General features: G+C 62.2%; 21 protein-coding genes. 12 read left to right on the forward strand and 9 right to left on the reverse strand.

Going from position 1 to position 23603, the window contains the following annotated elements:
* Window positions 1–28: 28 nt before the first annotated feature.
* From ACP15O_RS04180 to gap, 3 genes are all read right to left on the reverse strand, one after another.
* Complete coding sequence (locus tag ACP15O_RS04180; RefSeq protein ID WP_425094783.1) at window positions 29–967, reverse strand: alpha/beta fold hydrolase; 939 nt, start codon at window positions 965–967, stop codon at window positions 29–31.
* 79 nt (window positions 968–1046) lie between these two features.
* Window positions 1047–1190 carry a hypothetical protein gene (locus ACP15O_RS04185; RefSeq protein ID WP_425094784.1) on the reverse strand — a complete coding sequence of 48 codons (144 nt, stop codon included), beginning with the start codon at window positions 1188–1190 and terminating at the stop codon, window positions 1047–1049.
* A gap of 83 nt (window positions 1191–1273) precedes the next feature.
* Window positions 1274–2275, reverse strand: a complete 1002-nt coding sequence (gene gap / locus ACP15O_RS04190) for a type I glyceraldehyde-3-phosphate dehydrogenase (RefSeq protein WP_425094785.1) — start codon at window positions 2273–2275, stop codon at window positions 1274–1276.
* Window positions 2276–2472: 197 nt separating this feature from the next.
* Here gap and ACP15O_RS04195 point away from each other — a divergent pair, with 197 nt between their 5' ends.
* The gene (locus ACP15O_RS04195; RefSeq protein WP_425094786.1) at window positions 2473–3441 is read left to right on the forward strand and encodes a DUF808 domain-containing protein; all 969 of its coding nucleotides are present in this window, start codon (window positions 2473–2475) and stop codon (window positions 3439–3441) included.
* 269 nt (window positions 3442–3710) lie between these two features.
* Here ACP15O_RS04195 and tkt read toward each other — a convergent pair whose 3' ends face one another.
* Window positions 3711–5729 (reverse strand): transketolase, encoded by a 2019-nt coding sequence (gene tkt / locus ACP15O_RS04200; protein WP_425094787.1) that lies wholly within the window; start codon window positions 5727–5729, stop codon window positions 3711–3713.
* Between the two features lie 213 nt (window positions 5730–5942).
* On the opposite strand from tkt, the gene ACP15O_RS04205 reads away from it, so the two are divergent.
* Together ACP15O_RS04205 and ACP15O_RS04210 are read left to right on the forward strand one after the other, a co-directional pair.
* Window positions 5943–6533: a hypothetical protein gene (locus tag ACP15O_RS04205; protein WP_425094788.1), complete on the forward strand. Its 591-nt coding sequence runs from the start codon at window positions 5943–5945 to the stop codon at window positions 6531–6533.
* Complete coding sequence (locus ACP15O_RS04210) at window positions 6533–6940, forward strand: cell division protein ZapA (protein ID WP_425094789.1); 408 nt, start codon at window positions 6533–6535, stop codon at window positions 6938–6940. Before ACP15O_RS04205 ends, ACP15O_RS04210 begins: the two co-directional genes overlap by 1 nt.
* Window positions 6941–7008: 68 nt before the next feature.
* Here the strand turns inward: ACP15O_RS04210 and grxD are convergent, their stop codons facing one another.
* The 4 genes from grxD to ACP15O_RS04230 all read right to left on the reverse strand — a co-directional run bounded on the left by grxD (window position 7009) and on the right by ACP15O_RS04230 (window position 11280).
* Window positions 7009–7371, reverse strand: coding sequence for a Grx4 family monothiol glutaredoxin (grxD, locus tag ACP15O_RS04215; protein ID WP_425094790.1), 363 nt, complete (start codon window positions 7369–7371; stop codon window positions 7009–7011).
* A 39-nt stretch (window positions 7372–7410) separates the two neighbouring features.
* A complete protein-coding gene (locus ACP15O_RS04220) occupies window positions 7411–7647 on the reverse strand; it encodes a BolA/IbaG family iron-sulfur metabolism protein (RefSeq protein WP_425094791.1) in 237 nt (78 codons plus the stop codon).
* Window positions 7648–7798: 151 nt separating this feature from the next.
* Window positions 7799–9958, reverse strand: a complete 2160-nt coding sequence (gene purL / locus ACP15O_RS04225; RefSeq protein WP_425094792.1) for a phosphoribosylformylglycinamidine synthase subunit PurL — start codon at window positions 9956–9958, stop codon at window positions 7799–7801.
* Between the two features lie 404 nt (window positions 9959–10362).
* Window positions 10363–11280 (reverse strand): LysR family transcriptional regulator, encoded by a 918-nt coding sequence (locus ACP15O_RS04230; protein WP_425094793.1) that lies wholly within the window; start codon window positions 11278–11280, stop codon window positions 10363–10365.
* A 169-nt stretch (window positions 11281–11449) separates the two neighbouring features.
* On the opposite strand from ACP15O_RS04230, the gene ACP15O_RS04235 reads away from it, so the two are divergent.
* The 9 genes from ACP15O_RS04235 to ACP15O_RS04275 all read left to right on the forward strand — a co-directional run bounded on the left by ACP15O_RS04235 (window position 11450) and on the right by ACP15O_RS04275 (window position 21941).
* Window positions 11450–14875, forward strand: coding sequence for an indolepyruvate ferredoxin oxidoreductase family protein (locus tag ACP15O_RS04235; protein WP_425094794.1), 3426 nt, complete (start codon window positions 11450–11452; stop codon window positions 14873–14875).
* Between the two features lie 137 nt (window positions 14876–15012).
* Window positions 15013–15900: a lysophospholipid acyltransferase family protein gene (locus tag ACP15O_RS04240; protein WP_425094795.1), complete on the forward strand. Its 888-nt coding sequence runs from the start codon at window positions 15013–15015 to the stop codon at window positions 15898–15900.
* Between the two features lie 24 nt (window positions 15901–15924).
* Complete coding sequence (locus ACP15O_RS04245) at window positions 15925–16737, forward strand: glutamate racemase (RefSeq protein ID WP_425094796.1); 813 nt, start codon at window positions 15925–15927, stop codon at window positions 16735–16737.
* 158 nt (window positions 16738–16895) lie between these two features.
* The gene (gene ccmE, locus ACP15O_RS04250; RefSeq protein ID WP_425094797.1) at window positions 16896–17339 is read left to right on the forward strand and encodes a cytochrome c maturation protein CcmE; all 444 of its coding nucleotides are present in this window, start codon (window positions 16896–16898) and stop codon (window positions 17337–17339) included.
* Window positions 17340–17472: 133 nt separating this feature from the next.
* Window positions 17473–18084 carry a holin-associated N-acetylmuramidase gene (locus ACP15O_RS04255; RefSeq protein ID WP_425094798.1) on the forward strand — a complete coding sequence of 204 codons (612 nt, stop codon included), beginning with the start codon at window positions 17473–17475 and terminating at the stop codon, window positions 18082–18084.
* On the forward strand, window positions 18075–18605 hold the full coding sequence (locus ACP15O_RS04260; RefSeq protein ID WP_425094799.1) for a holin family protein: 531 nt from the start codon (window positions 18075–18077) through the stop codon (window positions 18603–18605). Before ACP15O_RS04255 ends, ACP15O_RS04260 begins: the two co-directional genes overlap by 10 nt.
* 73 nt (window positions 18606–18678) lie before the next feature.
* Window positions 18679–20643, forward strand: coding sequence for a heme lyase CcmF/NrfE family subunit (locus ACP15O_RS04265; protein WP_425094800.1), 1965 nt, complete (start codon window positions 18679–18681; stop codon window positions 20641–20643).
* Entirely contained in the window at window positions 20640–21095 is a 456-nt protein-coding gene (locus tag ACP15O_RS04270; RefSeq protein ID WP_425094801.1) for a cytochrome c-type biogenesis protein, read from the forward strand. The genes ACP15O_RS04265 and ACP15O_RS04270 overlap by 4 nt, the downstream gene beginning before the upstream one ends.
* A 69-nt stretch (window positions 21096–21164) precedes the next feature.
* Entirely contained in the window at window positions 21165–21941 is a 777-nt protein-coding gene (locus ACP15O_RS04275) for an enoyl-CoA hydratase-related protein (protein ID WP_425094802.1), read from the forward strand.
* Window positions 21942–22250: 309 nt separating this feature from the next.
* On the opposite strand, the gene gltA is transcribed toward ACP15O_RS04275, so the two are convergent.
* Window positions 22251–23546 carry a citrate synthase gene (gltA, locus tag ACP15O_RS04280; RefSeq protein WP_425094803.1) on the reverse strand — a complete coding sequence of 432 codons (1296 nt, stop codon included), beginning with the start codon at window positions 23544–23546 and terminating at the stop codon, window positions 22251–22253.
* Window positions 23547–23603: the final 57 nt, after the last annotated feature.

The raw sequence follows: 23603 nt of genomic DNA on the forward strand, positions 1-23603 counted from the left end.
CCCGGATGCGGGGCTTTGGTGTTTGGGGCTATGCCTGGCGTATAAAGGCCGCGGTCTGCGGAATGTGAGTCAGCGGCAGCATGTGGCCTCCGTCCAGCAGGTGCAGCTGAAACGCCGGGTGTTTGGCCACCAATGCCGTGCCGTGTTCGCGGTAATCCAGCACCTGATCCTGCCGCCCGTACAGAATCTGCACCGGCACCTGCATGGTCTCATAGCCTTTCAGCATGAATCCCAGGCTCTGCCCCGAGGCCAGAAAATCGCGCACTGTATTGCGAAAGGACACGGGCCGCAGCCCCAGCATCCCGCCCCCCTGCACCGCATAGTTCGCAGGCACCGGATCGGGGCCGAAAATCGCCGCCATGTTCTGCTCGGCCATTTTCATCGAGGTCGGAATCGCCAGCGTTTCCGACACCAGATTGCGCAGCCATCTGCGTGGCAGGTTCAGCCCGTTGAAGACCTCGGCCGGGGCAGAGGGCGGCATCGTCAGCGGGGCAAGAAGCGCCAGGCCTTTGATTTTATGGGGAAAATCTATCGCCAGACACAGGGCGATCGCCCCGCCCAGAGAATGGCCCACCACCAGGGGCTGTTGCAGGTCCAGCGCGTCGATCACCTCGGCCACCAGGGCAGCCTGGGCGCGGGGGCTGGCATCGGCGTCCTCGGGACGGTCGGACCAGCCCATGCCGGGGCGGTCAATCGCGATGACGCGGTGATCGCGGGCCAGATCGTCCGCCAGCCCGGTATCGAAATTGCCCAGCTGCGCGCCCAACCCGTGGATCATCAGCACCACCGGGCCGGCCCCCTTGTCGATATAATGCACCCGCCCCGAGGAAATCTGAATGAACTTGCCCCGCGGCGGCACGGCCTGCGCCACATTGGCCGCGGTTTTCTGCGTCAGGCGATAGTTCCAGCCCAGCCACGCGGCAGCGCCCAGAATGATCGCGGCCAGAATCCATAAAATGATCGACATTTCACCCCCCCTTTTGGTGTTGCGTTTACGATAGGGGCAGGGCGGCGCGGCGCAAGCGACAGTTGCGTGAAACGTGACGTTACCGCCAGAAGGCCATGTATTCGATCAGATCCCACAGTTTCTTCATCACGAACAGGACCGATTTTCCCTCGTTCATGAAAATGTCCAGGGCAATCACGGCGGTGATGATCAGCGCCAGCACGGCGGCGATACGGTTTGTCATCTGGACCTCGGGTTTGGGCGGGGAAATGAAAAGCGCTCCGGCAGACTATGCCGAAGCGCTTAGCGTCTCGCAAGAGAGAGGTTTTACAGCAATTTACCCATTGCCACGGCCACGTCGGCCATCCGGCACGAGAAGCCCCACTCGTTATCGTACCAGGCCAGCACGCGGACCAGGCGCTTGCCGATGACTTTGGTCTGGTCCGCCGCGAAATACGAGCTTTCCGAGCTGTGGTTGAAATCGACCGAGACCAGTTTTTCCTCGGTGTAGCCCAGGATGCCTTTCAGCGGGCCCGCGGCGGCTTCGGCCATGACGGCGTTGATGTCGGCCTCGGTCACGTCTTTTTTCGCAACAAAGGTCAGGTCCACGGCGGACACGTTCGGCGTGGGCACGCGGATGGCCGAGCCGTCCAGGATGCCGTTCAGTTCAGGCAGCACCAGACCCACGGCCTTGGCCGCGCCGGTCGAGGTGGGGATCATCGACATCGCGGCGGCACGGGCGCGGTACAGATCCTTGTGGCGGCGGTCCAGGGTGGGCTGGTCGCCGGTGTAGCTGTGGATCGTGGTCATGATGCCGCTTTCGATGCCGACGCTGTTGTTCAGCACCTTGGCAACGGGGGCCAGGCAGTTGGTGGTGCACGACCCGTTCGAGATCATGGTGTCGCCAGCGGCCAGCTGATCGTCATTCACGCCCATCACGATGGTTTTCTGTACGTTCTTGGCGGGGGCCGAGATCAGAACCGACTTGGCGCCGCGCTCGATGTGCTTTTGCGCTTTCTCACCGTCGTTGAATTTGCCGGTGCATTCCAGCAGCACGTCAACGCCGGTCCAGTCCAGCGCGTCCATGTCATAGGTCGATTGCACCTCGAAGGCACCGCGGCCCATGTCCATGGTGCCGTCGCCGATGGTCACGTCATTGGGGAAACGCCCATGCACGGAGTCATAGCGGATCAGATGCGCAGCGGTGTCCAGCGGGCCGGTGGCGTTGATTTTGACCACCTTGATGTCTTCGCGCGCGCTTTCGGCAATGTGGGAAAGAGTGCAGCGGCCAATCCGGCCAAATCCGTTAACACCGACGGTGATGGTCATAATTTCAACTCCTGAAGAGAAATGATTTTCGCGCGTCGTATAGCCGCCCGTAGCGGCTGCCGAAAGGTGAAAAATGCCGCAAAACAAGGGTGTTAGCGCAAACCCGCCGTGGTTGCGCTAACGTCTGCCCGTCAAACGGACTTGTTCCGCGCAACGGTTCGGTTAGATTGGCCGCAAATACAGGTTTGAGGTGCAGCATGAGTGGTCTTCTGGCTCTTTTGGATGACGTGGCGGGCATTGCCAAAGTGGCAGCCGCCAGCGTGGATGATGTGGCGGCCGCCGCCGGTAAGGTGGGGGCCAAGACGGCAGGCGTGCTGATCGACGACGCGGCGGTCACCCCGAAATACCTTCAGGGTTTCGCCCCCGCGCGCGAATTGCCGATCATCTGGCGGATTGCCCGTGGCTCGTTCTTTAACAAGCTGGTGATCTTGCTGCCGGTGGCGATGCTGCTGTCGAATTTTGCCCCCTGGCTGATCACGCCCCTGTTGATGCTGGGCGGGTCTTACCTGTGTTTCGAAGGGGCCGAGAAAATCTTCCACGCGCTGTTCCCCCACGCGGACAAACATGTGGAACAGGATATGGATATCAAAGACCCCAGCCACCTGGAACAACAGAAGGTCGCAGGCGCCATCAAGACCGATTTCATTCTCTCGGCCGAGATCATGACCATCGCCCTGTCCGCTGTCCCCCAGGGCAACATCTGGATGGAGGCCGCCACGCTGGCCGTCGTCGGAATCGGGGTCACGATCGCCGTCTACGGCTCGGTGGCGCTGATCGTCAAAATGGATGACGTCGGGCTGTTCATGGCGAAAAACGCCCGCACCGGACTGGCGCGCGGCCTGGGCCGGGGGCTGGTCAAAGGCATGCCGCTTCTGATGAAACTGCTTTCTGTCGTGGGCACGGCGGCGATGCTGTGGGTGGGCGGCTCGATCGTCATCCACGGGCTGCACGATCTGGGTCTGCACCACCCCTACGAGGACATCCACCACCTGGCCCAGATCGCCGCAGATGGGGTGTCCCAGCCCCTGATGGGCTTTGCCAAATGGGCCGTGACCGCCCTGTGCGATGGCATTCTGGGCCTGCTTTACGGCCTCTTGCTGATCCCCGTGGCCACCCGCATCGTCTCGCCATTGATCGGTGCGTTTACCGGCTCCAAAGCCAGCTAAGCCTTTCTTTGCTCTGGACAATACTCCGGGGGTGAAGGGCCGCAATCGTGATTGTGGCCCGAGGGGGCTGGCCCCCTCATTTGCCAGTTGAGGCTGCCCCCCCCAGTTGTCCTGCGGGGGCCGCCCCCAGCTTTATTTACACCGGGTAACGGCCCGCCTCATGGCCGCATAGAGCCCCCGTCCTTCCCCCGCACATGCCCCTCGTCTCTTTCAACGAAAAACACCGCGCTTTTCAGCGCGGTGTTTTCTTTCGCCTTACGGTCAGCGCCTTACTTGAGCAGCGCCTTGGCTTTCTCGGCCACGGCCTGGGCGGTGATGCCGAACTTTTCGTACAGCACATTGGCCGGAGCCGACGCCCCAAACGAGGACATGCCCACGAACCCGGCCTTTGCTTCGCGGCCGCGCTCGCCCAGCAGCCATTTGTCCCAGCCCTGACGCACACCGGCCTCAACCGCCACACGCACGGGGCCGGCGGGCAGAACGCGCTTGCGATAGGCCTCGTCCTGCGCCTCGAACAGCTCCATGCAGGGCATGGACACAACGCGCGTGCCGATCCCTTCGGCTTGCAGAATGTCGCGGGCTTTCAGTGCGATTTCCACCTCGGATCCGGTGGCGATCAGGATCGCCTGACGCTTGCCCTCGGCCTCGGCCAGAACATAGGCGCCCTGGGCGACCAGGTTCTTCTGCGTGTGTTTGACACGCACGGTGGGCAGGCCTTGACGGGTCAGCGACAGCACCGAGGGCGTCTCTTTCGAGGTCAGCGCGATTTCCCAGGACTCGGCGGTTTCCACGGTGTCGCAGGGGCGGAACACATAGGTGTTCGGCGTGGCGCGGCTGATGGCGACATGTTCCACCGGCTGGTGGGTGGGGCCGTCCTCGCCCAGGCCGATGCTGTCATGGGTCATCACAAACACCGACGGAATCCGCATCAGCGCGGCCAGGCGCATGGCGGGGCGGGCATAATCGGTAAACGCCATGAACGTGCCGCCATATGGGCGCATCCCGCCATGCAGCGCCATGCCGTTCATCGCGGCGGCCATGCCGTGTTCGCGGATGCCCCAGTGGATGTAGCGGCCCTTGCGGTTGTCCAGATCGAAGATGCCCAGATCGCCGGTTTTCGTATTGTTCGAGCCCGTCAGGTCGGCCGAGCCGCCCACGGTTTCGGGCATGATCGGGTTGACGACCTCCAGCACGATCTCGCTGGATTTGCGGGTGGCGTATTTGGGCTGTTCCTCGGCGATCTGGCGTTTCAGAGCGCGAATGGCACCGGGCAGTTTCTTGGGGGCGTCCAGCGCGTACATGCGGCTGAATTCGGCCTGTTTACGCTCTGAGATCGAGGCCAGGCGGTCCTCCCATTCGGCACGATCCGCCGCGCCGCGCGATCCGATGGCTTCCCAAGAGGATTTGATGTCGGCGGGCACTTCGAACGGGCCCGAGGCCCAGCCGTAGGCTTCCTTGGTGTCGGCGATCAGCTGCGGGTCGGTCAGCGCGCCATGCCCCTTCGAGGTATCCTGCGCCGCCGAGCCCAGGGCGATATGCGTCTTGCACGCGATCATCGAGGGCTTGCCCGTCGATTTGGCCTTGGCGATGGCGGCGTCGATGGCCTCGGGGTCGTGGCCGTCGATTTCCTGCACATGCCAGCCCGACGCCTTGAAACGCTGCACCTGATCGGTGCGGTCGGCCAGATCCACGGTGCCGTCGATGGTGATGTTATTGTCGTCCCACAGCACGATCAGCTTGCTCAGCTGGTGACGTCCGGCCAGGCCGATGGCCTCTTGGCTGACGCCCTCCATCAGGCAGCCGTCGCCGGCGATCACATAGGTGTAGTGATCCACGATCTTCTTACCGAAGCGGGCGCGCTGGATTTCCTCGGCCATGGCAAAGCCCACAGCGTTCGAGATCCCCTGACCCAGCGGGCCGGTGGTGGTCTCGATCCCTTCGGCGTGGCCGTATTCGGGATGCCCGGCGGTCTTTGCGCCCCACTGACGGAAATTGCGCAGCTCATCCAGGGTGATGTCTTGATAGCCGGTCAGATACAGCAGCGAATACAGCAGCATCGAGCCATGCCCCGCCGACAGGATGAAACGGTCCCGATCCGGCCAGCGCGGGGCCGAGGCATCGAATTTCAGGTGTTTCTCGAACAGGACGGTGGCAACGTCCGCCATGCCCATCGGCATTCCCGAGTGGCCGGAATTTGCAGCATGGATGGCATCCAGGGTCAGCGCGCGGATGGCGGCGGCTTTGAACCAGTGGTCGGGGTTGGTATTACGCAGTGCAGTGATATCCACGGCGATATTCCTTTGATCGAGGTATGTGAGCTTAGACGCTCAATACCAGCCCGTGGCCAGAGTGCAAGACTGCCGTCTAAACCATAAGGCCGGAAGGGGGCGCATTTTGGGGTCTGTTTGGGTAAACTTGGCGCAAAGCACGGCCAATTTGATTCGCGCAGGCCAATTTCGCGCGCGGGTCCGGGGTCTCAGAAAAACTGAAGGTTGAGGGTTATGAGCGACATCAGCGCATTGGAAGGCCGGATAACAGCGGCACTGGATCGCATCGCAAAAGGGCTGGATGGGTTGCCGACGGCCGATGACGGCGCGGCCGAGGCAGAGGCTGCGGCTCAGGCTCAGGCTGTGGCCGAGACGGAAATCGCCGGGCTGAAACAGGCCCTTGAGGAAGAGCGCACGGTGACCTCTCAGCTAGAGGAGCGGGTCAAGGCGATCAAAGACAAGCTGGACGCGCGGATGCAAGAGATGCAGGGCGCGCTGGCCGAGGCACAGGGCTCGGTTACGGCGATGGACACTGAATTGCAGCAGCTGCGCGAGGTGAACGAGGCCCTGCGTGCCAGCAATATCGCGCTGCGCGATGCCAATGCCGCCGGTCTGGCCGATCCCGAACTGATCAACGCAGCCCTGCTGGCCGAGCTGGACGCCCTGCGCGCCGGGCGTGCCACCGATGCGGCTGAAATGGGCGCGGTGCTGACGCAGCTGGACGCGCTTTTGGGCGATGGCCCTGCTGATGATGCGGCGGTTGATACGCCTGTCGCCGATGCCCCAACCCCAGATGCCCCAGCCGAACAAAAAGGAGAGGCCTGATGCCCGAAGTGGAAATCAAGATCGGCGGACGGGGGTTTGACGTCTCTTGCCAGCCCGGAGAAGAGGATTACCTGCACGCCGCCGCCAAGATGCTGGATGACGAGGCCCAGGCCCTGGCCGCTCAGATCGGGCGTCTGCCCGAGCCCCGGATGCTGTTGATGGCCGGCCTGATGCTGGCCGACCGCACCGCAGGTTTGCAGGATCGCCTGAACGACATGACCGCCCAGCTGGACGAATTGCAGACCGAACTGGAGCAGCTGAAAAACGCCCCCGCGCCCGAACCGCAGCGCATCGAGGTGCCCGTCGTACCTGAAAGCGTGATGGAAACCCTGGCCGAGGTTGCCGCCCGCGCCGAAGCGCTGGCCGCGCAGGTGGATGAAGCCGCGGATGTGACAGCAGGCACCTAAGCCTATCTGTATAAACGTAAAAAGGCGCGTACCGCAGGGGCCGCGCCTTTTGTGTCTATACGCCGGATTTACGCGTTCGCTTCGCGGATCTTGTCGGCGGCTTCTTTGTTATAGCCCACTCCGTTTTCGTCAAACAGCGTGTCCAGCTCGCCGGATAGGGTCATTTCAGTGATGATGTCGCAGCCGCCCACGAATTCGCCCTTCACATAGAGCTGCGGAATGGTCGGCCAGTCCGAATAATCCTTGATACCCTGGCGGATTTCCTCGTCCGCCAGCACGTTCACATCGGCATAGTCCACACCCATGTAGTTCAGCACTCCGGCCACGCGGCTGGAGAACCCACATTGCGGCATGTCCTTGGTGCCCTTCATATACAGCACCACGTCATTGGCTTTGACGGTTTCGTCGATACGGGTGTTTGCGTCAGTCATTTACGTTTCCTTTTAGGCCCTTAGGGTGCGTTCTTAATGTTATTCCGGAGCGCGGGTGGTCAGCGCCAGCGCGTGCAATTCGCCGTCAGGGCCGTCCATCTTGCCCTTCAGCGCGGCGTAAACCGCGCGTTGCTGCTGCACCCGGTTTTTCCCACGAAAGCTCTCGTCCACGACCATGGCGGACATGTGGCGGCCATCGCTGCCCTCGACCGCGATCTGGGCGTTGGGGAAGCTTTCGCGAAGGATTTCTTCGAGTTCCTGGGCGTGAACGGGCATTGATGTCTCCGGCTGAGTTCTGTCTTGGGGTGAATCTAGGGCGCGGGGCAGGGCTGTGCAAGTCGTCTGACCCCGGTTCGGCCTGCGCGCCAGAAAAAAGGGCCGCAGCAGGAAGATTTGCGCGGCCCTTGGAATGTCAGATGGTCAGGGGTTAACCGACGGCGGCTTCGAAGCTGCCACGATACAGCGCGGCCAGCTCGGACAGGGGGGCCTCGGCGGTGCCGAATTTCACCGTATCGCCGGTGAATTTGCCCACGGTCGCAATCGGAACGCCCGCAGTGGCGGCGGCGGTCATCAGCGCCTCGGCCTGATCGAAGTTGCAGGCGATCAGGTAACGCGCCTGATCCTCGCCGAACAGCTGGGCCATGTCGGCCTCGTCGATCTGTACGCCAACGCCGCCGGCCTCGGCCATTTCAAAGGCGGTGACGGCCAGGCCGCCATCGCTGAGATCCGAGCACGCCCGGATCAGCGCGTGGTTGGCGCGGATGAAGTCGCCGTGGCGCTTTTCAGCGTCCAGGTCCACGGCGGGGGCGTCGCCTTCTTCGCGGTTGAACACCTCGGCCAGCAGGGCGGATTGGCCCAGATGACCGGCGGTTTCACCAACCAGCAGGGCCACATGCCCATCGCGCGCGGTGCCGATGATGGCTTTTTCAGGCGAGTCGATCAGGCCAACGGCACAGATGGTGGGCGTGGGCAGGATGCCCTGACCGTCGGTTTCGTTATACAAAGACACGTTGCCCGACACGATTGGTACGTCCAGCGCGGCGACGGCCTGGCCGATCCCCTGAATGGCCCCGACGAACTGGCCCATGATCTCGGGTTTTTCGGGGTTGCCGAAGTTCAGGTTGTCGGTGGTGGCCAGCGGGGTGGCGCCGACGGCGGTCAGGTTGCGGTAGACCTCGGCCACGGCCTGTTTGCCGCCCTCAACCGGGTTGGCCTTGACATAGCGGGGGGTCACGTCGCTGCTGAAGGCGACGGATTTGTCGGTGCCGTGGATACGCACGATGCCCGCACCCAGACCGGGGGCCTGAACGGTGTCGGCCATCACCATGGTGTCATATTGTTCATAGACCCACTGTTTGGCACCGTAGTTGGGGCTGCCGATCAGGGCCTTCAGACCGTCGATAGGATCGACCGCGGGCACATCCGCCAGCGGCGCGGCGGCGGGGGTGGCAACCCAGGGGCGGTCATATTCCGGGGCCGAGGAGCTGAGTTTCGACAGCGGCAGATCGGCCTTCACGTCATTGCCATGCAGGATCAGGAAACGGTCCTCGGCGATGGTTTCCCCGACGATGGCAAAATCCAGATCCCATTTTTCGAACACGGCGCGGGCCTCGGCCTCCAGCTCGGGTTTCAGGACCATCAACATGCGTTCCTGGGATTCGGACAGCATCATTTCATAGGCGGTCATGTTCGCCTCGCGCTGGGGCACGTCGTTAAGCTGTAGCTTGACCCCCAGCTGCCCCTTGTCTCCCATTTCCACGGCCGAGCAGGTCAGGCCCGCCGCGCCCATATCCTGAATCGAGATCACCGCGCCGGTCTGCATCAGCTCTAGCGTGGCCTCCATCAGGCGTTTTTCGGTGAAGGGATCGCCCACCTGAACGGTGGGGCGTTTTTCCTCGATGGTTTCATCGAATTCGGCGCTGGCCATGGTGGCCCCGCCGACGCCATCGCGGCCGGTCTTGGCCCCCAGATAGACGACAGGCATTCCGATGCCCGAGGCGGCCGAGTAGAAAATCTTGTCCGCATCGGCCAGACCGGCGGCAAAGGCGTTCACCAGGCAGTTGCCGTTATAGGCGGGGTGGAACCGGACCTCGCCGCCCACGGTGGGCACGCCGAAACAGTTGCCATAGCCGCCGATGCCTTCGACCACGCCATGCACCAGCTGTTTGGTTTTCGGATGATCCACCTGACCGAAGGACAGCGAGTTCATCGCCGCAATCGGGCGCGCGCCCATGGTGAACACGTCGCGCAGGATGCCGCCCACGCCGGTGGCCGCGCCCTGGTAGGGCTCGATGTAGGAGGGGTGGTTGTGGCTTTCCATCTTGAAGACGATCGCCTGCCCGTCACCGATATCCACCACGCCCGCGTTTTCACCGGGGCCGCAGATGACCTGAGGCCCTTCCGTCGGCAGGGTGCGCAGCCATTTCTTGGAGGACTTGTAAGAGCAATGCTCGTTCCACATCGCGCTGAAGATGCCCAGCTCGGTAAAGGTGGGTTCGCGCCCGATGATTTCCAGAATGCGCTCGTATTCGTCGGGCTTCAGGCCGTGGGCTTCGATCAGGTCAGGCGTGATGGCAGGGTCTTGCATGTCTCTCTCCGCAGGCGCGATGTTTGGGCGTTCTTTAGGCCATCCGAGGGCAGGGGAAAAGAGGCAAGCCAACATGTTTATAGCGTGGGGCTGATGCAATGGGCGTTTTGCGGGCCAAGTCAGGGGCGCTCAGGGGGGGGGGCTCAGGTTAGGCAGAGCGGGGCCGGCGCTGCCATGGCCCCTGGCAGGGCAGGCGCGCAAATCCGATTCGGCCCGCGCTGTCTGGCACCGGCGAAAAAAAAAGGCCGAGCACTAAGCTCGGCCGAAGTCCAACAGGGAGGTATGAAGATGATGCGAGAAAAGTCAGCATCACCGTCGGATGCTCAAATAGGCATCGAAAATGAATCGATCAAGCGTCTTGGCACCCCTATCGCAGCAAGCCCGCTATGCGCTGCGCGCATAGCTTAGTTAACTTGTTCGCTAAGCGCCTGATCTTTCATCTGTTTACGGTAGTGAATGATCTCATCCTGCACAAAGTCACGGAAGGCGGAAATACGCTTGGAATGCCGCAGCTCTTCGGGATAGGCCAGAAACACCGGCACCTCGACGGATTGCACATCGGGCAGAACCCGCACCAGATTCGGGAAATCCTGCAACAGATAGTCCGGCAGAACTCCGATCCCCAGATGGTGATCCACAGCCTGCAACACGCCGAAATAGTTGTTCACCGTCAAAGTCGAATGGATGTCATAGGTCAGCAGATGCTGCACCAGATTGGCCCCCGCACCCACCTGAGCCGAGCTGGGACTTTGGCAGATCAGGCGGTGATCGCTGATTTCCTCGATGGTTTCGGGGGTGCCGTGGCGTTCCAGATACTCGCGCGAGGCATACAGCAGCATCCGCACCGACATCAGCCGCTTGCGGATCAGATCGGCCTGGCTGGGCTCTTTCATTCGGATGGCGACGTCGGCCTCGCGCATGGGAAGATCCAGAACGCGCTCTTCCAGCATCAGGTCGATTTTCAGATCGGGGTATTTTTCATAAAGGGCGGGCAGGCGCGGCGCCAGCCAGAGCGAGCCAAACCCGGTGGTCGTGGTCACGCGCAATTCGCCGAACACCTCTTCTTCGCTATCGCGAATCCGGGCGGCGGCGGCGTCCAGCCGTTTTGTCATCGCGCGGGTGGCGTCAAACAGCAATTCGCCCTGTTCGGTTAGAATCAGTCCGCGGGCGTGGCGGTGAAACAGGGTGGTGTTCAGGCTCTCTTCGAGCGCGCGGACCTGCCGGCTTACCGCAGATTGTGACAGATGCAGCGTATCACCCGCATGAGTCAGGCTGCCAGCATCGGCAACCGCGTGGAAGATTCTTAGTTTATCCCAGTCCATCTCGGTAACTTTCGATTTGAAACGCCCGCATACACGAAACACTATAGTCGTACAGGGCATAGCATCCCTTAACGTAAGGGGAAGTCAAATTTTTCTCTTGGTAGGTCAGTTTTTGTGACCTAAACTTGCCCTATAGTTAAGCACATCATCCAGCGAGGGGAGGCGCCCGATGACCAGCCAGAAAGTATCGCTAAACGATCGTTTCGATCTGACAAAATCACCCGTTCTTTTGAACGGAACTCAGGCTTTGGTCCGTCTGATGCTGATGCAAAAAGAGCGCGACCGCCTGGCCGGGCTGAACACGGCCGGCTATGTGACGGGCTATCGCGGCTCGCCCTTGGGGGCGGTGGATTTGCAGATGCGCCGCGCCGAAAAGCAGCTGACCCAGGCCGATATTCACTTCGAGGAAGGGCTGAATGAGGATCTGGCCGCCACCGCCCTGTGGGGCGCGCAGCAGGCCGAACTGCGCGGCGAGGGGCGCTATGACGGGGTTTTCGGGCTGTGGTATGGCAAGGGTCCGGGGGTGGACCGTTCGGGCGATGTGATGCGCCATGCGAATATGGCGGGTAGCTCGAAATTCGGTGGGGTGCTGATGGCGATGGGCGATGACCACACCGGCGAATCCTCGACCGTGCTGCACCAGAGCGAATGGGCGATGGTGGATGCCTATATGCCCGTGGTCAGCCCGGCCGGGGTGCAGGAAATTCTGGATTACGGGATTTACGGCTATGCTCTGTCGCGGTTTTCGGGCCTCTGGGTGGGGCTGAAGACGATGAAGGACACGGTCGAGGCCACCGCCGTCGTGGATGGCCGCCCCGACCGGATGACCCTGATCATGCCCGAGCTGGACCTGCCCCCTGGCGGGCTGAACATCCGATTGGGGGACACTCCGGTCGAGCAAGAAGCCCGGATGATTGACCACAAACGCTTTGCCGCCGAGGCCTTTGCCAATGCCAACAAGATCGACAAACGGGTCTGGGGCAAACCGGGGGCCAAGATCGGCTTTGTCGCGGCGGGGAAAAACTGGTTGGACCTGACGCACGCGCTGTCCTTGCTCAACATCAACGAATCCGAGGCCGAGCGGCTGGGGATTTCGACCTACAAGATCGGTCAGACCTGGCCCTTGGATATGCGCGGCTTTAGCGACTGGGCCGAGGGGCTGGACCTGATCGTTGTGGTCGAGGAAAAGCGCAAGCTGATCGAGGTGCAGGTCAAAGAGGCGATCTTTGATGACCGTCGCGGACGGCGCGTCTATGGCTGGCACAAGGGCGGCGGGGCCGGGTCCATGCACGGGCCGGAACTGTTCCAGACGAAACTCGCGCTGGATCCGATCATGATTGCCGAAAAACTGGGCGCGATCCTGATCGAAGAGGGGCGCGGCACCGAAGGCATCAAGGCCGGCATGGCGGCGCTGTCCGAAGCGCGCCGCAATGACAACGCCGAGGAAATCGCCAGCCGTCTGCCCTATTTCTGCTCGGGCTGTCCGCATAACAGTTCCACCAAAGTGCCCGAGGGCAGCCGCGCCTATGCCGGTATCGGCTGTCACTATATGGTGCAATGGATGGATCGCGATACGCTGGGATTCACCCACATGGGGGCCGAGGGGGCGAACTGGATCGGCGAGGCTCCGTTTTCGAAAAAGCCGCATGTGTTCCAGAATCTGGGCGACGGGACGTATAACCATTCCGGCATTCAGGCGATCCGCGCGGCCGTGGCGGCGGGCACCACGATCACCTATAAAATCCTGTTCAACGATGCCGTCGCCATGACCGGCGGCCAGAAAAACGAGGGCGGGCTGACCGCCTATCGCATCGTCGAAGAGGTGCGTGCGATGGGCGTGCAGCATATCGCCGTCGTCTATGACGAAAAAGAAGAGCTGGACCTGAGCGCCTTCCCTTCGGGGGTGGAAAAACACGAACGGTCCGAGCTGCCTTCTGTCCAAGAGAAAATGAGCAAAATCAGCGGTGTATCGGTCATTGTTTACATCCAGACCTGCGCCGCCGAAAAGCGCCGCCGCCGCAAGCGCGGCAGCTTTCCGGATCCGGATCGCCGGGCCTTTATCAACACCGATGTCTGCGAAGGCTGCGGCGATTGCGGGGTGCAGTCGAACTGTGTCTCCTTGGTGCCGGTTGACACAGAACTGGGCCGGAAACGGGCGATTGATCAATCCTCGTGCAATAAGGATTTCAGCTGTCTGAACGGGTTCTGCCCGTCCTTTGTGACGCTGGAGGGCGCGCAGGTCAAAAAGGTGGAAACCGCTGACCTGGACCTGCCCGATCTGCCCCGGCCCGATCTGCCTGCGATCAATGGCACCTATAATGTGGTGATCACCGGCGTGGGCGGCACGGGCGTGGTGACCATCGGCGCGGTGATGGCGCAGGCGGCTCAGATTGACGGTAAGGGCGCGGGCATGATGGAGATGGCCGGCCTGGCGCAAAAGGGCGGGGCGGTGCATATCCACTGCCGCCTGGCCAACGCCCCCGAGGACATCAGCGCCGTGCGCGTGGCCACAGGCGAGGCCGATGCGCTGATCGGCGGGGATCTGGTGGTCTCGGCCGGGGCGAAAACGCTGGGGCTGACGCGTGCCGGGCAAACCGGCGCGGTGGTCAACAACCATGAGATCATCACCGGCGATTTCACCCGCAACACCGAATTCGCGCTGCCCTCGGACCGGCTGGAGCTGCAATTGCAGGCGCGGCTTCAGGATCGGGTGATGCTGTTCGATGCCTCGGAACTGGCGAAGCTGACGCTGGGGGATTCGATTTTCTCGAACATGATGATCTTTGGCGCGGCCTGGCAGAAGGGGCTGGTGCCGCTGAGCCTGGAGTCGATCACGCAGGCGGTTGATCTGAACGGCACGGCAGTGGCCCGCAATCAGCGCGCGTTCCAGATTGGCCGCTGGGCGGCAGAATACCCCGCACAGGCCGCCGCGCTGCTGGCCCCCAAAGTGATCGAAAAGCCCAGGTCGGTGGAGCAGAAAATCGCCTTTCGCGCGGATCATCTGGTGGCCTATCAGGGCAAGCGTCTGGCCCGCAAATACCGCAAATTCGTGGACCGTTTCGACGATCCCGCGCTGCAAGAGGCCGTGGCCAAGGGCTATGCCAAGCTGCTGGCCTATAAGGACGAATACGAGGTCGCCCGGCTGCTGCTGGACACCGAAGCCAAGGCGCGGGCGGAATTCGATGGCGATTTCACGATGAAATTCCATCTGGCCCCGCCGCTGCTGTCCAAAATGGGGGCGAACGGACGTCCGGTGAAAAAGGAATTCGGCGCGGGCATGATGCGTGCGTTCCGTCTGCTGGCGCGGATGAAAGGGCTGCGGGGCACGCCGCTGGACCCCTTTGGCCGGACCGAGGAGCGCCGGATGGAGCGCGCTCTGATCCGGCAATACGAGACCGACATGACCGAGGCTCTTGAACGCGTGACGCCCGAAACCCTGCCCGTTGCGGTGGCCCTGGCCGAATTGCCGCTGACGATCCGCGGCTTCGGCCCGGTGAAAATGGCGAACGAGGCAAAGGCGGCCAAACAGCGCGAGGCTCTGCTGGCGCAATTGCGCAGCGATCCGGGGGCGGCGGCGGCGCAGGCGGCCGAATAAACCGCGTCACCGGGCCGCCACAGGTGCGGGCCTATGCGCCGGGGGCGCCGGGCAGGGCTGGCTTTCTGCTGGGGAACTTCTTAACTGCGGCCGAGGGATAAAGCCCTAGGCACAAAGCCCGGCAGGAAGGAGCCCCGATGAGCCAGAACATGTCTGAGCGCCAGATCGCGCGCGACATCAGCTATGCGCATTCGGCCCGGACACGAGGCGGGCGGGCGGTGATCCGGCTGATGGAAAATGCCTCTGGCCGGCTGGGCCTGATCCGGCGGGCAAAGGGCTATGAGACCGAGATCGCGCAGGGGCGCGATTTCTGGTCGGTCATGGTGGAACGCTACGGGCTGTCCTTGCAGATTGAGGGCGGCGCGCTGGCGAATATCCCCGCCCGCGGCCCGCTGATTGTGATCGCCAATCATCCGTTCGGCATTCTGGATGGGCTGATCATGGGGCACCTGCTGGCGCGCACGCGGGGCGATTTCCGCATTCTGGCGCATCGGGTGTTCCGCAAGGCCGAAGATCTGAACCGCATTATCCTGCCCATCAGCTTTGACGAAACCCGCGCCGCCGTTCAGCAAAACCTGGAAACCCGCAAAGAGGCGCTGCGTTATCTGGCGCAGGGCGGCGCGATCGGCGTGTTTCCGGGCGGTACGGTGTCAACGGGCGCGCGGCCCATGTCTCGGCCGATGGATCCGGGCTGGCGGGCATTCACCGCGCGAATGATCGCCAAATCCGGGGCGCAGGTGGTGCCGGTGTATTTTGACGGGCATAACTCGCGCCTGTTTCAATGGGCCAGCCACTGCCATCCGACGCTGCGCATGGGGCTGCTGATCCAGGAATTCGCGCGCCGCGTGGACCGGCCCGTGCGTCTGTCCATCGGTCAGCCGATTGCCCCCAAGGCTCTGCGCGCCCATGCGGGGGATACCAAAGCTCTGATGGATTTTCTGCGCAAAGCCACGTATGAGCTTTCCCCGACGCCGCTGAAATCCTATGATTACGGCTATGAATTCGAACAGAAACACCGTCGCTAAGGCGGAAAAAGCGAGGCCCGGGCAATGGCAGTAGGGATTTTTGACAGTGGGCTGGGCGGCCTGACGGTGCTGGATGCTGTCTCGAAACGGCTGCCGGATGTGCCTTTCGTCTATTTTGGGGATAACGCGCACGCGCCTTATGGGGTGCGCGATGCCGATGACGTGTATAACCTGACCACGCAGGCGGTTGAACGGATGTGGGATGCGGGCTGCGATCTGGTGATCCTGGCGTGTAACACCGCCTCGGCCGCGGCGCTGCGCCGGATGCAGGAAAGCTGGATCCCGCGCGACAAACGCGTTCTGGGCGTCTTTGTGCCGCTGATCGAGGCCCTGACCGAGCGTAAATGGGGCGACAATTCCCCCCCGCGTGAGGTGGCCGTGAAACATGTGGCGCTGTTTGCCACGCCCGCCACCGTGGCCAGCCGGGCGTTTCAGCGCGAACTGGCGTTCCGCGCGATCGGTGTCGATGTCGAGGCGCAGGCCTGCGGCGGTGTGGTGGATGCCATCGAGGACGGCGATCTGATCCTGGCCGAGGCGATGGTGCGCAGCCATGTGGACGCGCTGAAACGCAAAATGCCCAATCCCGAGGCCGCCATTCTGGGCTGCACTCATTATCCGCTGATGCAGGATATTTTTCAGGATGCGCTGGGGCCGGATGTGTCCGTCTATAGCCAGGCCAATCTGGTGGCCGCCTCGCTTGAGGATTATCTGAAACGCCACCCTGCAATGGTGGGCTCTGGAACCGAGAACATGTTCCTGACCACGGGCGATCCGGCCAAAGTCTCTGCGCGGGCCACGCAGTTTTTGCGCCGCCAGATCAGTTTTCAGTCCGCCTGATCCGGCCTGATCCGGTCTGGGCTGACAATGGGATGGCAATGGGCTGACAAAAAGTAGCAGTCCCGAAACCTTGCGAAAATCCTGCGGGATGTTAGGTGACTCACTTGCAGGTGTTCGGATATGTTCAGAGCATCCGCCTGATCGACTGGGAGGTTGGAATGAAAGGTCTGAAAAAGAAACGCCGCATTCAGGTTATCGCGCTTGCCGTGGTGGCCTTGGCCCTGTCCACGGGGTTGATTGGCTATGCGATGCGCGATGGGATCAACTTCTTCCGCTCTCCGACCCAGGTCATGGCCGAGCCGCCCGCGCCCGGTGAAACCTTCCGCATCGGCGGGCTGGTCGAAGAGGGCAGCCTGGAGCGCGGTCAGGGCGAGGTGGTGCGATTCAACGTGACCGATGGCGGGGCCACGGTTCCGGTGACATTTACCGGCATCCTGCCGGATCTGTTTGCGGAAAATCAGGGGATGATCGGCACGGGGAATTACGTGGACGGGATCTTCGTTGCCAATGAGATTCTGGCCAAACACGACGAAGATTATATGCCCAAGGAAGTTGTCGATGCTCTGAAAGAGCAAGGCGTCTATCAGGAGGCAGAGGGTTAACCTTTTTATTTTCGGGTACTTATGTGGCAAAGTTAAGGTGATACTTTAACGCCATTCTCCGCGCACTGTCAGATTAGCGCCTGTTAACCTCGGGCTCTCACCCTGATCGGGACAGATCAGACCGGAGAGCGCCATGCAGACAGTCCGCGACATCGCCAATGACATCATCGCCCGCGAGGGCGGCTATGTGAACGATCCCGACGACCCCGGCGGGGCCACCAAATTCGGGGTCACCATCCATACGATGCGCCGGCTGGGGCTGGATCTGGATGGCGACAGCGACATAGACGCCGAGGATGTCAAACGCCTGACGCGTCAACAGGCCGTTCAGATTTTCCTGAAACATTACTACGAGCGCCCCCGGATTGGGGAACTGCCGGCATGCCTGCGGGCCTCGGTGTTTGATATGTATGTGAACGCGGGGGCCAATGCGGTGAAAATCCTGCAACGGTTGCTGCGCAACATGGGGCAGGCGGTGGCGGTGGATGGGGTGATTGGGCCTCGGACGATCATGGCGGCCAAAATCGCGGCCGAGGATGCGCCCAAACATCTGGCCGATGCCTATGGGATCGCGCGGCGGAACTACTATTTCGCGCTGGCAGATGCGCGCCCGGCCTCGCGCAAATATGCGCAGACCCGCGCGGGGGGCAAGGGCGGCTGGATCCGGCGCGCCGAGGAGTTCATCTCGCCGCGCTATCATCTGACGGATCGCGATTTTCAGCAGCGGGTATCGGGATGGGCGTGATGGGGCGGGCCTTTGATGTGATCTTTGGCGATGGGCGCAATGTGCTGCGCGAAACCGCCGAGGTTTTCCGCGAAAACGCCGAGGCGCAGGCCGAGCGGGCAGGGGCGGCGCGTCAGGCGGCGCTGTCGCAATTCGGAGCCGAGTTTCTGCTGCCGCGCCGGGGTCTGTTTGACCGGGTGATCGACGGGCTGAACCGGCTGCCGCGTCCGGGGCTGGCGCTGGGGACGCTGGGGCTGTTTATCGCCGCGATGGTGGATCCTGAATGGTTTGCGGCGCGCATGACCGGCATCGCTCTGGTGCCCGAGCCCCTGTGGTGGCTGCTGGGGGCGATCGTGTCGTTTTATTTTGGCGCGCGGCATCAGGCCAAGGGGCAGGCGTTTCAGGAACGGCTGATCCGGGATCTGGCGATGGCCAAGGGTATGGCTCCGTTGATGACCGAGGACGCCCCCCCCATGATGACAGTGGACGAAAACCCCGCATTGGCCGATTGGCAGGCACATTCCGCGACCAGCGGGCGTTAGGCGCGACAATGTGAACGGGGGTCAGGGCCGAATCCGATTTGACGGGTTCGGCCTTCGCTTTATAACCCATGTCATGATTACAGAGCTTGGCCACTTCGCCCTTATCCTCGCCTTCCTGATCGCAATCGTTCAGGCCGTTGTCCCTTTGATTGGCGCGCACAAGCGCTGGCCGGGCTGGATGGCCATTGCCGAACCGGCCGCCAATGCGCAGTTTTTGCTGACGGCGTTTTCCTTTGCCGCGCTGACTTATGCCTTTGTGACCTCGGATTTTTCGCTGCGTCTGGTGGTGGCAAACTCGCATTCCGCCAAGCCGATGCTGTACAAAGTGTCCGGGGTCTGGGGCAACCATGAGGGCTCGATGCTGCTGTGGGTGCTGATCCTGACGCTGTTCGGCGCCATGGCCGCCTGGTTCGGAGGCAACCTGCCCCCAACCCTGAAAGCCCGCGTTCTGGCGGTGCAATCGGCGGTTTCGGTGGCGTTTTTCGCCTTTATCCTGTTCACCTCGAACCCGTTTTTGCGCATGGCCGTGCCGCCCTTTGACGGCAAGGACCTGAACCCGTTGCTGCAGGATCCGGGGTTGGCCTTCCATCCGCCGTTCCTGTACCTGGGCTATGTGGGGCTGAGCATGGCGTTCTCCTTCGCCGTGGCCGCCCTGATCGAGGGACGCGTGGATGCTGCCTGGGGGCGCTGGGTGCGGCCCTGGACGTTGGCCGCCTGGGTGTTCCTGACCATCGGCATCGCCCTGGGATCGTGGTGGGCCTACTATGAGCTGGGCTGGGGCGGTTTCTGGTTCTGGGACCCGGTTGAAAACGCCAGCTTCATGCCCTGGCTGATCGCCGCGGCGCTGCTGCATTCGGCCATCGTGGTGGAAAAACGCGAGAGCCTGAAAAGCTGGACCATCCTGTTGGCGATCATGGCGTTTGGATTCAGCCTGATTGGCACCTTCATCGTGCGTTCGGGGGTGATCACCAGCGTGCACGCCTTTGCCAACGACCCCGAGCGCGGCATCTTTATCCTGGCGATTCTGGCGGTGTTCATGGGGGGGGCGCTGACGCTCTATGCGGCGCGCGCCGGCATCATGGAGGCCAAGGGCGTCTTTGGCCTGGTCAGCCGCGAAAGCGGGCTGGTCGTGAACAATATCCTGCTGGCCGTCAGCTGTTTCGTGGTGTTTATCGGCACGATCTGGCCACTGGTGGCCGAGCTGGCCTTTGGCCGGAAACTCTCCGTCGGGGCGCCGTTCTTTAACATGGCCTTTACGCCTTTCATGCTGGTGTTGGGGATCATCCTGCCGATTGGCGCGATGATGCCGTGGAAACGTGCGCGGATCGGACGGACGCTGAAGCCGCTGCTGCCGGCTTTGGGGCTGGCGCTGGCCTTGGCCGGGCTGGCCTGGGCGATGCAATCGGGCCGCAGCCTGCTGGGGCCGGTCGGTGTGTTCCTGGGGGCCTGGCTGGTGGCGGGGGCCGCGACGGACCTGTGGCAGCGTACCGGGCGCTCGGGGCGGTTTGCCCGTCTGTTGCGCCTGCCGCGCGCCGATTGGGGCAAGGCCACGGCCCACGCGGGGCTGGGGATCACCATGCTGGGCGTTGCCGGCCTGATGGCCTGGGAGGTCGAGGATATTCGCGTCGTGCAGCTGAACGAACCCTTTGACGTGGCCGGCTATACCCTGACCCTGACCGAGGTAAACCGCGTGCAGGGGCCGAACTATTTCTCGACCATGGGCACGGTCGAGCTGTCCAAGGACGGGCGCGCGATCTCAACCCTCTATCCGGAAAAGCGCCAGTATCCGGTGGCCAGAATGCCCACCACCGAAGCCGCGATCGACAACGGATTCCTGCGTGATGTCTATGCGGTGATCGGCGATCCGCAGGATGATGGCGGCTGGGCGGTACGCGTCTATTTCAAACCTCTGGCGAACTGGATCTGGGGCGGCTCGATCCTGATGGCCCTGGGCGGGATGTTCAGCCTGTCGGACCGGCGCTATCGCGTCGCCGCCGGCGCCCGCAAAACCCCCACGGTAGGAGTGCCCGCCGAATGAAACGCCTGATCCTGGCCCTGACGATCCTGCTGGCGCTGCCCGCCTGGGCCGTGCAACCTGACGAAATCCTGGCCGATCCCGCGCTTGAGGCCCGCGCGCGCGAGGTATCCAAAGACCTGCGCTGCCTGGTCTGCCGCAACGAAAGCATCGACGATTCCAATGCCGAGCTGGCCCGCGATCTGCGCCTTCTGGTGCGTGAACGCATCCTGGCAGGGGACAGCAACCAAGAGGTCAAGGAATACCTGGTCGCGCGCTATGGCGAATATGTGCTGCTGAAACCGCTGACCGGCGGGGTGAACTGGATGCTCTGGGGCGCTGGCCCGCTGATGCTGCTGCTGGCGATGGGCATCGGCTTTGGCTACCTGCGCACACGTCAGAAAGGCTCCGAGGCGCCGGTGCAGGCTCTGTCCGAAGACGAGCAGAAACGCCTTCAGGAAATCATGAAAGAGTGACGCGCGGTTTTGCTTTACCTGACCCATCGGTCGGTTATGCTGCACCGTGAACAGGATGAGGAGCCTCCTATGGAGTACCAGACCATCACGCTCGAAATCAGCCAGAACATTGCCGTTCTGACGCTGAACCGCGCCGATAAGATGAACGCGCTGAATACCCAGATGCGTGCCGAAATCACCGATGCCGCCCTCGAAGCGGCCAAATCCGCCCGCGTGCTGGTGATCACCGGCGCAGGCAAGGCGTTTTGCTCGGGCCAGGATCTAAGCGACCGGGCCAATGCAGCCAACCTGGATCTGGAACGCACGCTGCGCGACGAATACATGCCAATGCTGCGCGCGATCTTTGACAGCCCGATCCCCACAATCTGCGCGGTGAACGGCCCGGCCGCAGGCGCTGGCGCGAACCTGGCGCTGGCAGCGGATGTGGTGATCGCCACCGAAAGCGCCTATTTCCTACAGGCTTTCACGCGGATCGGCCTGATCCCCGATGCCGGCGGCACCTACTGGATGACCCGCAACATGGGCAGCGCCAAAGCCATGGGCGCGGCACTGTTCGCCGATAAGATCAGCGCCAAACAGGCCGATGACTGGGGGATGATCTGGGAAGCCGTCCCCGATGCCGAATTCCAGGCGATCTGGCAGGCCCGCGCAGCGCATCTGGCCAAAGGCCCGACGCTTGCCTACCAACATGTCAAAACCGCGATCCGAGGCAGCTGGGACAATTCTCTGGACGAGCAACTGGCGCAAGAAGGCCGCAGCCAGGGCACCTGCGGACAAAGCCGCGACTTCAAAGAGGGCGTGCTGGCCTTCCTGGAAAAACGCAGCCCCACTTACGAAGGCCGCTAACCCGGCCCCCTTCCAATTGGCAGACCTTCTCGGAGGGCCGTCACCCCCCTTTCTTTGCTCTTCAAATACTCAATTCCCCCCCCGATCTTGGTGCGCACTAACTTTATGTAGCGCCTGTTGAGAGCATGGGATTTGAGTATTTTAATCAGAAAGAAACGGGTATTCGGCAGCACTGAAGAAGTGCAGTGCTGCCTGGGGGGCACTAGGAAGTGGGGTACGGGGCTGAAACTGCCGCAGTGTAACAGGGTTTGATACGGAAAAGGCCACCTCGTGCGAGGTGGCCTTTGTGGTTTTGGGAGTGCGCCGCGTTTAGCGGTTTTCGACATCCACGTAGTCGCGGGCGTTTTCGCCCAGGTACAGCTGACGGGGACGGCCGATTTTCATCTGCGGATCCGAGAACTGCTCTTTCCACTGCGAAATCCAGCCCACGGTGCGCGACAGTGCGAAGATCGGGGTGAACATCGAGGTGGGGAAGCCCATCGCTTCGAGGATGATGCCCGAATAGAAATCGACGTTCGGGAACAGTTTCTTTTCGACGAAGTAGGGGTCGTTCAGGGCGATGTGTTCCAGCTCTTTGGCGACTTGCAGCAGCGGGTTGTCTTCGACGCCCATCAGCTCCAGCACTTCGTCGGCGGACTGTTTCATCACGGTCGCGCGCGGGTCCATGTTTTTGTAGACGCGGTGGCCAAAGCCCATCAGGCGGAACGGATCGTTCTTATCCTTGGCGCGGGCGATGAATTCAGGGATGCGATCAACGGTGCCGATTTCCTTGAGCATCTCCAGGCAGGCCTGGTTTGCGCCGCCATGGGCCGGGCCCCACAGGCAGGCGATGCCGGCTGCGATACAGGCGAACGGGTTGGCACCCGAGGACGAGGCCAGGCGCACCGTCGAGGTTGAGGCGTTCTGCTCGTGATCGGCGTGCAGGGTAAAGATGCGGTCCATGGCGCGGGCCAGGATCGGATCCACGTGGTAGGGCTCGGCCGGAACGCTAAAGCACATGTGCAGGAAGTTCGCGGCGTAATCCAGATCGTTGCGCGGATACACAAACGGCTGACCGATCGAGTATTTATAGGCCATCGCGGCGATGGTCGGCATTTTCGCGATCAGGCGATGCGCGGCGATTTCACGCTGGCGCTGGTCGCTGACGTCGGTGCTGTCATGATAGAAGGCCGACATCGCGCCGACAACGCCCACCATGGTGGCCATCGGGTGCGCATCGCGGCGGAACCCACGGAAGAAATTGTGCATCTGCTCGTGGATCATGGTGTGACGCGTGATCGTGGATTCGAATTTCTCCAGCTGGGCTGCGGTGGGCAGCTCGCCGTACATCAGCAGATAGCAGACTTCCAGATAGTGCGATTTCGCGGCCAGCTGGTCGATCGGGTAGCCGCGGTGCAGCAAGATGCCCTGGTTGCCGTCGATATAGGTGATGGTCGAGTCGCAGGACGCGGTCGAGGTAAAACCCGGATCGTAGGTGAACACCTGGCCCTGGGCATAGAGTTTACGGATGTCCAGCACGTCGGGGCCGACAGTGGGGGACAGGATCGGCAAGTCGATGGTTTTGCCGTCGAAACTCAGCGTGGCGGTTCTGGTGTTTTCAGTCATAGTGTTCCCTTCATCACAGGCCTTGTGCGCGTACCGCTCAGGCGTTTGGTTTCTGGC

It is taken from the genome of Youngimonas ophiurae (nom. illeg.) (genome assembly GCF_049803795.1).
Taxonomy (GTDB): Bacteria; Pseudomonadota; Alphaproteobacteria; order Rhodobacterales; family Rhodobacteraceae; genus Thalassobius.